The following is a 13,852-nucleotide window of genomic DNA, read 5'->3' as shown; positions in this document are numbered from 1 at the left end:
TTAATTTCAAAAAATCCAACCATATGGGTACTCTAGATAAAGAAACACAAGCAAGAATTAGTCAGTGGCAGTCTGAGGAATATGATCAAGATACTGTTGCGAAAGTAAAAGGATTAGTTGACAATAATGAAGAAACTGAGTTATTGGATTCTTTCTACAAGGAATTAGAATTCGGTACGGGAGGCCTTCGCGGAATCATGGGAGTTGGTTCCAATCGAATGAATAAATATACGATTGGAAAAGCTACACAAGGTTTGGCAAATTATTTAATCAAGCAATTCCCCAATCAAGAAATTAAAGTAGCGGTTTCATATGATAGCAGAAATAACTCACAAGCCTTTGGTAATCTAGTGGCGGATGTTTTCTCAGCGAATGGCATCAAAGTTTATTTGTTTGAGGAACTAAGGCCAACGCCAGTACTTTCCTTTGCTGTACGACATTTTAAATGTCAGGGTGGGGTAATGCTTACGGCATCCCATAATCCTAAGGAATATAACGGATACAAGGCTTATTGGAATGATGGTGGGCAGCTTGTTGCACCTCATGATAAAAATGTCATTACAGAGGTGAATGCCATTAAATCTGTAAAAGATATTAAGTTTGAAAGAGTAGATAAGAATATAGAGTTGGTGAAGGCAGATTTTGATCAAATCTATATTGATGCGAATTTAAAACTGAGTATTCATCCTGAGGCTGTAAAAGCGCAAAAGGATTTAAAAATAGTTTATTCACCAATCCATGGAACTGGGATTACTATAGTTCCAAAAATGTTGGAGGCATGGGGTTTCCAGAATGTTCAGGTCGTGGAAGATCAAGCGAAACCTGATGGTAATTTCCCAACGGTAGTTTATCCAAATCCGGAGGAGGAAGAAGCGATGGCCAAGGCGATGGCTAAAGGCCAGGAAATAGATGCTGATGTGGTAATGGCGACTGATCCAGATGCCGACCGCGTAGGTGTTGCAGTAAAACTTCCTTCAGGAGAGTTCCAGTTAATCAATGGAAATCAAATTGGTAGTTTGCTGACCTATTATGTATTATCCAGCAAAAAGGACCTAGGTCAGTTGAAAGCTAATCAATACATCGTCAAAACGATAGTTACCTCAAATTTATTCTCTGATATTGCGAAATCATTTGATGTAAAAAGTTATGAGACCTTAACGGGTTTTAAATTTATTGGTGAGGTGATGACAGAACTTGAGGGCAAGGAAACTTACCTAGTTGGAGGAGAAGAAAGTTATGGTTTCCTAGTTGGTGACTTGGTACGCGATAAAGATGCAGTTAATTCCTGTGCATTTATAGCGGAGATGACGGCATATTTCAAGGATCAAGGCAAGTCACTTTATGATGTCCTATTGAGCTTATACCTAGATTATGGTTATTATAAGGAGAAATTAATTTCATTAACCAAAAAAGGAAAAGCTGGTGCAGATGAGATTAAGCAGATGATGACTGATCTTCGTGCTAATCTTCCAAAAACTTTAGGTTCTATTGAAGTTGTTGAGGTTAGGGATTATGAAACTAGCGAGGCGACAGATATGGCCACAGGAAAGAAGACAAAAATTGATCTTCCGAAATCAGATGTCTTACAATTTATTACCAAGGATGGGGATGTGATTTCTGCTCGCCCGTCAGGTACTGAACCGAAGATAAAATTCTATTGTTCCGTTCGCGAAAACTTGGAATTTACTTCAGAATATGGTCAAGTATCGAATCGATTGGATGATAAAGTAAGGTTAATGATGGCTGATATTGTAAAGGATTAATGGAAAAGTGGAAAACAATTAACTCAAATTATATTATTCAACGTCCTTGGGCGACTCTGCGTGTTGATAAGCTAGAGATGCCCAATGGGAATATCAAAGAAGAATATTACGTTTTAGAGTACCCGACCTGGGTAAATATGGTGGCCTTGACGGAGGATAATGAGATAATTTTTGTCAAACAGTATCGTCATGGAGCTGGGCAAATTATGGTTGAGCTTCCTGCAGGAGTTGTCGAAGAGAATGAGGATCCTGAGATTGCTGCGAGAAGGGAGTTATTAGAAGAAACAGGTTATGCCTTTGATCAAATCACTTACGTTTGTGAGTTGTTTGCAAATCCTGCGACCTCAGGGAATATTACTTACACCTATCTGTTAACTGGTGGAAGAAAGGTACAGGAGCAAGACCTGGATCCTTCTGAAGATATTGAAGTAGTTTTAATGGAGCTGGAAGAAGCGAAACAGTTTCTTTTTGAAAATAAAATAGGTCAGGCATTACATAGCTCAGCGTTATTCTACACCTTAAAAAAGTTAGGCAAGTTATAAGCTTGCCTAACTTTATTCTTTCTACCCAGAGATCTACACAATTATTGACGCTGTTTTCGTACCTTTGCCGCATGGCAAGAGAAATTTACGAAACCAAGCGCAAAGCGCTAAAAATTAATCTTAACGCTGATATTTATGGCACATTTGCTGAGATTGGAGCCGGACAGGAAGTAGCTCGTAATTTTTTTGAAGCAGGCGCCGCATCAGGAACGATTGCAAAAACCATTTCTGCATACGACATGGCTTTCTCGGATGCTATTTATGGTATTGAAGAGTCAGGGAGATATGTTAGCCGTACGAGGTTAACCAAAATGTTAGACCATGAGTACAGCTTATTAACCGAACGTCTTCACGGAGAGAAATACAGTAAGAAAAAGTTCTTCGCCTTTGCCGATACAGTAACTACCTTAAATTTTACTAAAACGAATGAACCGCATGGCTGGATTGGAATCAGATTCCAACATGAAGTCGATGGTCCAACCAACGATATCATTATCCACGTTCGTTTATTAGATAGTGATAATAGATTACAAACAAAGGTCTTGGGAATCTTAGGGGTGAACTTGGTGTTTGCAGCTTATTATTACTCTGAGAATCCGCAAACCATGATTGAATCCCTAGTAGACAACCTTTCTATAGGTTCAGTTGAGATTGATTTGGTGAAGGTTTCAGGCCCATTATTTGCGAAGGCAAATGAGCGTCTATTGAATTTATATTTGATTGCGAAAGGCTTCTCAAAAGCTGCGATCTTTAAGCCAGATGGCAAGGCTGCTCAAATCAAGGACTATCTTTATAAAAAGAATATTATTATTCTTCGCACAAAATACCGTCAAAAGTCCAACCCGAACTTTGATCTCTTTAACCTTGCGGTAGAGGAGTTTCTAAAGAATACCAAGGCAGTTCCTGAAAACACAGTGGTGTTGATTGAGGTCTTGATGGGGAATGTTTTGGATGAAAATAGTGTCATCTCCGATGAGGATTTAATTTACTTTGCAGAACGTGCAGAATACCTATGTTCCACGGGAAATAATATCCTAGTTTCGAACTTTAGAAGAAATAATCATCTAGCGGAGTTCGTTCAGACCTTCAAACCAAAACATGTAGGCATCGCGACGAATACAGCAAACTTGAAAAACATCTTTAATTCAGATAACTATAACAAGGAAAACTATACGAACGAATTGTTGAGTTATATTTCAGGGATGTTTAGCAAGAACGTAAAATTATATGCTTATCCATATTTGGATAAGAAGAATGAGAAAATCATTACAACAAAGAATCTTCCAGTTTCCGAAGAAGCGAAACCATTATTTGATTTCTTAATCAATAACCGGTATATCATCGATATCGAAAACTACGATGAAAAGTTTGTAAAAACAGTATAAAAAACGAAAGGGGCAAAATATTTTGCCCCTTTCGTTTTTGATAAGTTTTTCTTACAAGTATTTCTTAAAGATGGAATACAAAATCTTCATATCCTGCTCAGTGAGTACTGCATTATTAGCATCCACTTGGATATAATGTTGTTTAAATCCTTTGATTGCTGCATCTAAGTTTTTCACATCATAGCCAATAATTTTCAATGCTAGTTTAGGGTCAAATCCTACTGGAGGAGTCTCTAAGAACTCATCGTACCAAAATCCGAATCCTTTATCAGCGAGAACTTTCCAAGGGAACCTTGAAGGGTCATTCTTCCGTGTTGGAGCATAATCCATGTGGCCAATAAAGTTTGCTTGTGGGATTTTATAGGTTTCTTTTAGATAAGCAAGTAATTGGACCAAGGCATTGATCTGTACATCTGGCCAAGGGTCGCTGATTCCATTATTATCCAATTCAATTCCAATTGAGGAAGAGTTCAAATCGGTATCATTTCCCCACTTTCCTAATCCAGCATGGTGTGCTCTATAAAGGTCATTTACCATTTGGACAATTTTTCCATCACGACCAATCACGTAATGTGAGCTTACGCCTACTTTTTGGTTGTGGAAGGTCCGTACAGTTTGATCCAAGTCCTTTTGTGCAGTATGGTGGATCATAACATAATTAGGTTTGCGAATACCGAAGTTGGTGGATGCAATCCATTCCTTATCGTTGGATACAATTTTTTCTAATTGCCCTTTAACTGGGGCTTCCTTATATATTGCAGAAAACTCTTTTGCTTTCTTTTTATAGACCTTTTCTGTACTGGCATACTTACCTCCGGCACATGAGCTGGCCAAGGCAGCAATTGAAAAATAAATAATATACTTCTTAATCATCATAATCTTTTATCCTCATTAGTAGATTACAGGGGGTCTACAACAAATTCTGGTCGATCCATTCCAGGTTCTAATTCAACAATCTGAAGATTTCTGAATTCCATTTTTGCACCCTCTGCCTCTAGACAAAGATAACCTTTTCGCTTGGACGCAAGACGAATGCTATTAACGAATTTTCCATTAACGGCCAATTTCACCGTTCCATCCACACAAACGACGGTATACTTATTCCATTGCCCTACACCGAGGCACCTATTTTCCAAGGATTTGCTTCGTTCTCCTCTAGGATTATCGGGAGATGCTGTCATGCCACCTGCTCCGAATAATTCGCCATGTACGTAAGCAATGGGCTGTTGTTTTCCATCGACAGCATTGATGTTTATCCAATCCAGCTCCAACATCTGCACTTCCATACCCATAGGAAGTCTAGAATTAGGATCAGCTTTGGCATCACACCAAACAAAAATTCCTGAGTTTCCACCTTTTTCCAAGTGACGCCATTCGACATGCATGATAAAGTTCTCATACATTTTTTCTGACCGAACCACTCCTATTGGGTTTCCACTATTTTGTAGGAGTTTACCTTTGGCTTTCCAAGTGGTATCCGATGTATTGACATCAATCCACTGAATTGGTTTTCCCTTTCCTTTGGAATTCAAGATAGACTCATCAAAGCTTTTCTCTACTCCAAACTGAAACAACTTCTTTTGAGCTTCAGCCAATGGGGTCCCTAAAAAGAATAGTATTAAAAGAATGAATGCTGATAGGTTGGTTTTCATAATCGATATAAGATGTATTTGAAAACCTAAAATAATAAAATCTTGCTTAAAATGTCATATTCATCAACACGGCACGATGGTCAGTAGGCCATTCAGCGATTACCAGATCTGCGGCATCAGCTTTCTCACCCACTATTTTAGCGGATTTCGCCTTCACTTTCTTATTGGCAAATATTAAATCAATACGGTCATAAACTTCGTTTTCGATAGACCCACCGGGAATGGATGTCCAGGTATAGGAAGGTCTTTTTTGGACATTCTTGTAGAGCTTACGGTAAGCATCATAGAATCCATTCTCTAAGAGTAAAGATGTGCTTGGCCATTTTACAGAAAATGTTAATCTAGGATCGTTTCTTTTTTGAATGGCTGATTTGGTCCAGTCATAATAGCTTGGCTCATTAAAATCGCCTAAAATGATAGTAGGGAAATTCTCGAAACCTTTTAAATCTCCAACAACAGATTGGATTTGTTTTCCCCTGGAATTGATTGCCGATTGAATAGCCGATTGTTCATCCTTCAGCTTAGAATCAGCGATTTCATAAGGTTCATAGGGATAGGCTGGCAAATGTACATCCGCAACCAAGAGGGTATTTCCATTGATATCAACTTTTAAAACCTGGGATTTATCGTCCTTCAATCTACTTAAAGGATACTTACTGATTACTGCCCTACTCTTGTCAATAACTATGCAATTCCAGCCAAGACTATCTGCAAGCAATTGTGCTCGCGAGTGTTCGCCGAATTTATAGCTGGTTTGTTCCTGGAAAGCGACAATATCTGCCTTAGTGGTTCGAATAACCTGCAATTGATTTGCAATGCTTTTTTCTTTAGTAAATCCTGAGCCATCACCTCCAACCCATATATTAAAGGTCAATACTTTAAAATTGGTTTTGGAGTAGGCTAAGCTGGCATTAAATATTAGGGAGATTAACAGCAGGAGGAAGCTGTATTGAAGAATCGTTCTATTCATAACAATTTAATTTAATAGTTTAAAGGTTGTAACAACCGCAGCATGGTCAGATGGATATCGAACTTTATGGGATTCAATTACCTTGGAATCCAGGGTCCGGAGCTTATTGCCTTTTACAAAAATATAATCAATACGGTCTTGATGAGTATTCGGGTTGATTGGGGTCCATGTTATTCCACGGTCCTTTTTCGGGTTTTTATAAACCTGTCGATAAGTATCTTTAAAACCCAGGTTATCTAAAAATAAACTTGTAGGGAAGGGCATAACATATCCTGCATTTAAATCCCTAACACTATTCACCCAATCCAAATGCGATCCTGAATTAAAATCACCGCCCATGATGATCGGATAATTAGCATTTTCAATAAATGGTTTCAAGCTGGAAGTAATTCCTTCCATAATTTTCTTGTTTCCTTCTTGTAGTGTCTTCCAATTTTCTAGATCGATCTTATTTCCTTTATCAATCTCTGCCCAGTAATCTAGAGGATAGTTTAACCAGACGGAAGAGATTACGATCTTTTGGTCTCCCACTTGTATCAAGGCATTCCCATTGTTAAAAGCTTTATAGCTAGGCAAGGTTTCTTCGATTGGGTATCGGCTCATTATGGAAATATTGCTACTTCTCAAGTAAAAATAATATCCTAATTCATCTGCTATTCTGGGCCCTGACCCATAAGTTTCTTGCATGGTGACCACATCGGCCTTACTCTCCTTAATGATCTCTACAATCCTTTTATAACCTATGCTTTTTCCGGTTTCATTGCCTCCATGCCAAATATTATAAGTCATAACCCGAAGGCTATCCACTTGATGAGTTGGGGTTTGATTTCTTTTATTCCGGAATTTAGAATAATAATTCTGGATATCATTCTTAGACAAAGCGTAATCAAAGATTATCAGGTCATCAATTGTACCATTAAAGGTTTCCCATTCGCCTAAATCGCCTTTCTCCTCACCGCCGACCTGCAAAATGACTGACTCTGCTCCCAATTTAGGAACTAAGCCTTCCAGGGAATAAATAGCGACTTGTAGATCATTATAATAGAGTGCTATCTCCTGTTTATCGGCATTGTAGCTGCTTGTTAATAAGTTCCAATCCTGGACAATCTGCTGTCTATTTGGTCCGGGTTTATAATCTAAAGCATAATCAGCTTTTACGACTTCCCAAGCCCAGGTATGATTTGCTTGTTTATTAATTTTCCAGTTAATGGAAGTGGAGTCTGAATATCTTACAGTTAGATTTAGGATATTGTAATTTTCAAAATCAGCATCTGCTTTTACCCAAGTGCTGATAGTAAAGGAATCTTTCCATTTTGTTTTGTCCAACTGATACTGAATAGGCTGACGATTTTTTGCATTTATGGTTAAGTCCAATGCTTTACCAGTCAAGCCATTGATCAGTCTATCTGAGGATATTTGATCAAAATCCTCCTTAAAGATAGGCTTGGTCTGTCCAACGGCCATATTGTATTGTAAAGTAAGTACAAGAACAAAACAATAAATAAAAAGATTCCTCATGTTTTTTGATCTTATTTTTTTACTACGTCCCAGCCATAATCAACATAATCCCAGCTGAAATCATTTCCATTGATATTTACTTGCAGATAACCTTCCTCCGTACCATGGAAATTTCCTCCCCACCAATTTGCACTGATTGCACCTGCAGTGATATATTGCACACCTCTAACTTTGATTTCCTCATACAGATGTTGGTGTCCCTGTAAAACCAATTTTAAATTATGCTTGTCAAATAAACCACGGATTTCTTTTTGATTAACAAAAGTATCAGCGTCAGTATAATAACCTTCTAAGACTGGGTAATACAAGGATAAAAATGGAACGTGGCTAGAAACAATAATCGGTTGATCGGAAGGGGTTTTTGTCAACTCGGATACAAGCCAGTTTTTCTGGGTATCCGAAATGCAGTATTTATTATTACAAACCTCAGTGCTGTTCAAGATGATGAATTTCCAGCCTTTGTGTTCGAAGCTATAGTAAGGCTTTCCAAAATAACTGCTAAAAAGTCCCGATCCATGTTCACCATCAGAATGCCAATAACGATCATGATTACCAATGCTGTAGAACCACTTCAAGCCCGAATTGCTTACAATATCTTTGTAGCGTTGGAATAAGCTTTTGGCAGCTTCTAGGTTTTCAGCCTTCATGGCATCCACATCAGCATTATCACCACCCGTAAGGACAAAGTCCACTTTATTCTTTTTTGCAACTGAAATGGCTTGTTCTAATCCCTTGAAAGAGTTTGAGGCTTCATCTTTATTTAAGTGTAAATCTGTAAAATATCCGAATGAGAATTTCTTTTGAGCTTGAACAAAGGTTGCGCAGATGATTAATACGGATAATAAGAATAGTTTTTTCATGAACATTGAATTATTTCCAACCAAATGGTTGTTTAAGATTAGGGTTTAATAACATTTGAACTTCCGGAATAGGTCTATAGTAATACATTGGTTCAATAAAATTACGTTTTTTGATATCAGTAACCATTGTACCACCTGCGGTTCCATTTGATAAATACACGCCCGCGGTACCATCAAATTTACCAATAGTATAATAAACCAAAGCTACTCCGAGAGAATTCTTTTCACGATCTGTAGGGATGGTTTGTCCTTCTGGGATCAACTTGATATCAGGAACACCATCACCCGTTAAATCATAGTTTCCTACAGAAGGGAAATACATGCCTTCTGGAATTTTTTCCAATAATTTACCGGCATTCCAACGCATTATATCATTGTAACGGCTGTTCTCAAAAGCGAATTCCACCCGTCTTTCTCTTCTGATTTCTAATATGACGCCAGTATTGGTTCCAGTTACCTTAGGGAAATCTGCTTTTAATTTTGGGTCCACATTTCCATTGGCTGTTGATAAGATTAAATCGGGCATTCCAACGCGCTTGCGCACTAGATTAACAGAATTATCCAGATCAGCTTGAGTCAAAGTTCCCAGTTCAGCTTTTGCCTCTGCAAACATCAATAGAACATCGGCATAACGATGAACAGGGAAATCAATGCTGTTGTATACATTTTGGTCGCCACTATTGACATAACCTTTTCTTTGATGGTATCCAGTGAAGTTTTTATTCAACCGTTGCACGTAAATGGTATTTCCCGGTTGACGAGTCCATTCAGGATAAATAAAGGTTTGGCTAAGCCTAGGGTCGCGATCCTTGAACTCTTGAACAAATTCTAATTTTGCGTAGTTTGGAATATCTGTAAACCTTTTACCATCCTTCATTAAATAGGTTTGAAGAAGGTCTCTAGAAGGCGATTGTTCGTAATCGCCAAATACTACACCATTCACATTTTGGGTAAGGTTTTTCCCTTGGTCAAAAGCTACAAAAAGAATAACCTCTTTATTGTTGGTTAAATCTAATGATTCGAACAATGCTGCATAGTCATCATTTGGCTTTCCAGTAGAATGTATACTATATTTTGCAGATTTCATTATTTCTTGAGTTGCTGTTTCAGCAATCTTTAGAAAATTATCAGCTGTATTTTTTAGGTTCAATTCATCATGATACTTACGATAAGTCCCTTCATGGAGAGCGATTTTTGCTTGCATCAGATACACTGCCCATTTGCCAGGAGTTCCTGTAGGCACATTTTCGCGGACATTCTTTACGGCAAAATCCAAATCTTCCATCACTTTGGTCATCACTTCGGTTCTAGAATTTTGGGGATTCTTTAATGCTTCGTCAGTTGGGTTTAAGGTTACATCATACCAAGGTACATCAGAATATCGATTGACCATGTTCGAGTAGAAGATTGCACGATAGTACCTTGCCAATCCAGCGTAATGATTTTTCACATCATCCGCAACCTTTGCACGGTTATAATTCTCCAAGAAATAATTTATATCTCTAAGTCTACCCCAAGACCAACCTCCAGTAATTGTCTGTGAAGAAGGATTACCAGTCATCATGTTCTTTATTTCTACGGCTGCGGTTGTTGCGGCATTATCCGTAGACTGGTCATTCAAATAAGAATTTCTATTGGGTAAACTAAGCAGCCCGTTCATATAAAGGGCCAAATCTTCTTCGGTATTGAAGAACACCTCAGGGGTAACAGAGGTCTGAGGAAACCTGTCCAAAAAGTCCTTTTTACATGCACTGGTTAGGCAGAGTAAAGTGGCTAATGGTATATAATATAGTGTTGATAAACGTTTCATAGTATCTAAAATTTAATGGTCGGTCTACTAAAAATCTAAGTTGATACCTGCGGCGATTTTTCTTTGGAAAGGATAAGCCCAAGCACTGTTATCTGTATTATTGTTGATAGCCTCAGGGTCAACATATTTCTTGACTTTAGAGAATTCAAAAATATTTTCACCAGTGACAAAGAATCTTACTCTACCGAGTTTCCATCTTTCAATAATATGATTTGGCAAGGAATATCCTAAGCTGATATTCTTTATCCTAACATAGGCTCCATTCAATAAATATTGGGTATTAGGAATTGCTAACCCTTTTCCATCATTTGCATCTGCCAACCAAGATTGCAATACTGGATAAGAAGAATCATGATTTTCATCTGCTAAACCGGCGGCAATATAAGAATCGGAGTGTTTTGCTCGCTGTTCTGGAGAATCAGAAGTTTCGCGATAGAAGTCTAAATGCCAAGGGTAAATATTGGCATACGGTTGTTGATAAGGGCCCCAGAACAAATAATGGCCAGGATAAAAATCTCTCTTCAACACTCCTTGTAAAAATACAGAGCCATCAAATCCATTCCAGTCCATACTTAGGTTGAAACCAATTCGAAGGCGATCTGAAGTATTTCCGATAACCTTACGGTCTTTCATATCCTTTTCAGTCAGGCCTAATTCAATCTTGCCGTTACCATCCAAATCTTCAAATTTAGGCCAGCCATTTACAATACTCAAGGCTCCCCAAGGAACAATTGCAGATTGATCTAGAGCATCTATTTCGGCTTGGCTCTTAAAAAACCCATTTCCAACAAGCCCATACAATGCTCCGAACTCATATCCTTCGAAATAATCGGATAAAAGCCTTTGGTCATTTTGGAATTTTGTGATATGTGCTCTAGAATCAGATAACACGACTTTTGCATCAAATCGGAAAGGTTTTGCGGCGATATTAAACTGATCTTTATAATTGACGGTTAGCTCCCAGCCTTTTGTTTTCAGATCTGCGGAATTTTGTCTAGGAACATTGGTTCCTAAAACTCCTGGCAATTCTTGTCCTCTGGTTAACATCCCGGAAGTTTCACGGATGTAATAATCAAAACTTGTAAAGAATTTATCGTTGAAAAGACCGATATCAGTACCGAAGTTCAAGGTTGAAACATTTTCCCAAGTGTAAGTATTCGGGTCAATCGTCAGCGGTGGAGCACCGTTTATTACCTGTTGTTGAGTTCCATTGATAAGATATCCGGATAAACCAGTACCCATGGTTTGGATGTAAGAGAAATCTCCAACACTTTGATTTCCTAGGCTTCCATATGATGCTCTAAACTTCAAGTTTGAAAAAGTAGGTTTGAATTCTTCGAAAAAGGCTTCATTACTTACAATCCATGCTCCTGAAATTGATGGGAAGAATCCCCAGCGACTTCCTTTAGGGAACCTTGAAGAGCCATCATAACGGCCAGTTGCCTCTAGGATGTATTTATCATCAAAAGTATAGTTTATCCGACCAAATGCACTTTGGGTCGCATAAGAACTATACGCTGCATTAATTCTTTGTTCACCATAGGTCAAGGCTAAATAAGGCAAGGTTGATGAAATTAACTTGTCTCTATAGGCAGTTGTGGTAGAATAGATATATTCTTCCTGATTTACCCCTAGAGTTCCACTTAGTGCGTGTTTTCCAATTTTCTTATTGTAATTCGCGTATAAGTTAAATACATCATTAACAACTTCCCCTCTTCTATCCTGCACATATCCGTTACCACCTTCTTCCCTGACATCATTGGGTCCATATCCAATTTTATATTTATTTGAATGTTCTGGATAACGCCAATATTCGCGTTTGAAACTTGCGTCAGCAGTAACTGTTAAATCTCCATTTAAAAATGTTCCTACCGCATTGAAGATATTCTGAAAACCAAACATGTTTTCATTTCTCTTACCCCCATCAACCATTCTCGCTGCTAATCTACCCGCAGCATTATTTCCCCAAGTTCCATCAGGATTCTTGATTACATCGGTTGGTGTCAGGTAATAGATATCTGTTAGGCTGGCGTTAGGCATATCACGGTTGGTTTGATAGATATTCATGTTATTATCTACTCTTAACCAGTTTAGAGGTACAAATGAGAATCTACTGCGGATTCCTTTTCTTTGCCAATAATCGGATGCTAATTTGTTCAATCCATTTTCTTTAGTATAATCAGCCGATAAATAATAGTTTAAGGGTTTATTATTCACTTGGGCACCACCAGAAAATGTCAATGAATGTACATGGGAGAAAGAAGAGTTATGAAGGAAAAAATCATTCCAGTTATTACCTCCCATATAGGCCCATACATTAGGGTCATCTGGGTTTACTCTTACATCTGGCAATGAAGGGTCATTAGATCGATCTTTAGCCCATTTATAATGTTCTTCACTATAATTCACATAATCCCAAGGCGTGTTGTCGGTTGAAATTTCCAACAATCTTGAGAAGATGTAAGGGTCGGTAATTGCGTCGGGCATTTCAGTAGGTCGGCCCCAAGCGGTTGTAACATTGTAGCCTACAACTTGCTTGCCTTGCTGACCGGACTTTGTGGTAATTAAAATGACTCCGTAGGTCGCTCTTGCTCCATATATTGCAGCAGAAGCAGCATCTCTCAACACTGTATAAGTTGCGATATCATTAGGGCTTAACCTGATCATATCCCAGGTGTCGGAAACGGGAATACCGTCAATAACGATTAATGGGCTACCACCGTTAATTGATGTTGTTCCCCGGATGTTAATATTAGGGATTCCGCCTGGGCTACCATTGCCGTAAGTAATATTTAGACCGGGACTTGCACCTTGCAGTCCCTGCATAATATTCGTTACCGGTCTTGATTCAAGCTGTTTACCAGATATTTGATCGACAGCCCCTGTCAAATTAATTTTCTTCCGGGTTCCGAAACCAACGACAACGACTTCATCCAGGTTACTGGCATCAGTTTCCAACTTGATATTCAGAACATCACCGGGGTTACTTACAATTTCTTGAGTTTTATAGCCCAATGATCTGAAAATAATGGTTGAATTTCTGGAGATCCCGTCAATTTTAAATTTACCATCATCTGAAGTAGATGTGGCTTTGTTTGTTCCTTTTACAATTACACTCACCCCTGATAGATTATTACCATCAATATCCGAGACATGACCAGTCAAGGAATTCTCTTGGGCCATGAGGACAAATGGAATAAACCAAACAAAAAATAAGAGCAGAATTTTGCTCAACATGCTACATGCTGATTCTTTTCGAAAATGGTTAGGTTTCATATTTAAATTAATTGAATATTCATTCAAAATACAAAGGTAATTCGGCAATGTTAATACAATGTTATTTTAAAATAAA

At 38.2% G+C, this 13,852-nt stretch carries 10 protein-coding genes; 3 read left to right on the top strand and 7 right to left on the bottom strand.

The genetic code is table 11. The features are described 5' to 3' along the window. Positions 1 to 23 precede the first annotated feature (23 nt). The 3 genes from PZ892_RS00275 to PZ892_RS00265 all read left to right on the top strand — a co-directional run bounded on the left by PZ892_RS00275 (position 24) and on the right by PZ892_RS00265 (position 3,690). Positions 24 to 1,763, top strand: a complete 1,740-nt coding sequence (locus PZ892_RS00275) for a phospho-sugar mutase (protein WP_277711879.1) — start codon at positions 24 to 26, stop codon at positions 1,761 to 1,763. After that, positions 1,763 to 2,305 (top strand): NUDIX hydrolase, encoded by a 543-nt coding sequence (locus tag PZ892_RS00270; protein WP_277711878.1) that lies wholly within the window; start codon positions 1,763 to 1,765, stop codon positions 2,303 to 2,305. Before PZ892_RS00275 ends, PZ892_RS00270 begins: the two co-directional genes overlap by 1 nt. A gap of 71 nt (positions 2,306 to 2,376) precedes the next feature. Continuing rightward, a complete protein-coding gene (locus PZ892_RS00265) occupies positions 2,377 to 3,690 on the top strand; it encodes a nicotinamide mononucleotide adenylyltransferase (RefSeq protein ID WP_277711877.1) in 1,314 nt (437 codons plus the stop codon). A 51-nt stretch (positions 3,691 to 3,741) separates the two neighbouring features. Here PZ892_RS00265 and PZ892_RS00260 read toward each other — a convergent pair whose 3' ends face one another. Genes PZ892_RS00260 through PZ892_RS00230 form a run of 7 tightly spaced genes read right to left on the bottom strand, consistent with a single transcriptional unit; the run spans position 3,742 to position 13,776 of the window. Continuing rightward, entirely contained in the window at positions 3,742 to 4,566 is an 825-nt protein-coding gene (locus PZ892_RS00260) for an N-acetylmuramoyl-L-alanine amidase (RefSeq protein WP_347176396.1), read from the bottom strand. A 23-nt stretch (positions 4,567 to 4,589) separates the two neighbouring features. Continuing rightward, positions 4,590 to 5,342, bottom strand: a complete 753-nt coding sequence (locus tag PZ892_RS00255; protein WP_277711876.1) for a DUF1080 domain-containing protein — start codon at positions 5,340 to 5,342, stop codon at positions 4,590 to 4,592. A 46-nt stretch (positions 5,343 to 5,388) separates the two neighbouring features. Further along, positions 5,389 to 6,312, bottom strand: a complete 924-nt coding sequence (locus tag PZ892_RS00250; RefSeq protein ID WP_277711874.1) for an endonuclease/exonuclease/phosphatase family protein — start codon at positions 6,310 to 6,312, stop codon at positions 5,389 to 5,391. Between the two features lie 6 nt (positions 6,313 to 6,318). Then, positions 6,319 to 7,830, bottom strand: a complete 1,512-nt coding sequence (locus PZ892_RS00245) for an endonuclease/exonuclease/phosphatase family protein (RefSeq protein ID WP_277711873.1) — start codon at positions 7,828 to 7,830, stop codon at positions 6,319 to 6,321. Positions 7,831 to 7,841: 11 nt separating this feature from the next. After that, a complete protein-coding gene (locus tag PZ892_RS00240) occupies positions 7,842 to 8,690 on the bottom strand; it encodes a metallophosphoesterase (RefSeq protein WP_277711871.1) in 849 nt (282 codons plus the stop codon). Positions 8,691 to 8,700: 10 nt separating this feature from the next. Next, the gene (locus tag PZ892_RS00235) at positions 8,701 to 10,500 is read right to left on the bottom strand and encodes a RagB/SusD family nutrient uptake outer membrane protein (protein ID WP_277711870.1); all 1,800 of its coding nucleotides are present in this window, start codon (positions 10,498 to 10,500) and stop codon (positions 8,701 to 8,703) included. Positions 10,501 to 10,527: 27 nt separating this feature from the next. Continuing rightward, entirely contained in the window at positions 10,528 to 13,776 is a 3,249-nt protein-coding gene (locus PZ892_RS00230; RefSeq protein WP_277711869.1) for a TonB-dependent receptor, read from the bottom strand. Positions 13,777 to 13,852: the final 76 nt, after the last annotated feature.

The sequence above is a fragment of the Sphingobacterium sp. WM genome (genome assembly GCF_029542465.1).
Taxonomy (GTDB): domain Bacteria; phylum Bacteroidota; class Bacteroidia; order Sphingobacteriales; family Sphingobacteriaceae; genus Sphingobacterium; species Sphingobacterium cellulitidis.
The sequence above is the reverse complement of the archived record's forward strand: the minus strand, read 5'-3'. Positions and strand labels throughout refer to the sequence as shown.

Excerpts from the sequence above, each read along its gene's own strand:
- PZ892_RS00275 (WP_277711879.1), top strand. The coding sequence starts at position 24 with ATGGGTACTCTAGATAAAGAAACACAAGCAAGAATTAGTCAGTGGCAG.
- PZ892_RS00270 (WP_277711878.1), top strand. The coding sequence starts at position 1,763 with ATGGAAAAGTGGAAAACAATTAACTCAAATTATATTATTCAACGTCCT.
- PZ892_RS00265 (WP_277711877.1), top strand. The coding sequence starts at position 2,377 with ATGGCAAGAGAAATTTACGAAACCAAGCGCAAAGCGCTAAAAATTAAT.
- PZ892_RS00260 (WP_347176396.1), bottom strand. The coding sequence starts at position 4,566 with ATGATGATTAAGAAGTATATTATTTATTTTTCAATTGCTGCCTTGGCC.
- PZ892_RS00255 (WP_277711876.1), bottom strand. The coding sequence starts at position 5,342 with ATGAAAACCAACCTATCAGCATTCATTCTTTTAATACTATTCTTTTTA.
- PZ892_RS00250 (WP_277711874.1), bottom strand. The coding sequence starts at position 6,312 with ATGAATAGAACGATTCTTCAATACAGCTTCCTCCTGCTGTTAATCTCC.
- PZ892_RS00245 (WP_277711873.1), bottom strand. The coding sequence starts at position 7,830 with ATGAGGAATCTTTTTATTTATTGTTTTGTTCTTGTACTTACTTTACAA.
- PZ892_RS00240 (WP_277711871.1), bottom strand. The coding sequence starts at position 8,690 with ATGAAAAAACTATTCTTATTATCCGTATTAATCATCTGCGCAACCTTT.
- PZ892_RS00235 (WP_277711870.1), bottom strand. The coding sequence starts at position 10,500 with ATGAAACGTTTATCAACACTATATTATATACCATTAGCCACTTTACTC.
- PZ892_RS00230 (WP_277711869.1), bottom strand. The coding sequence starts at position 13,776 with ATGAAACCTAACCATTTTCGAAAAGAATCAGCATGTAGCATGTTGAGC.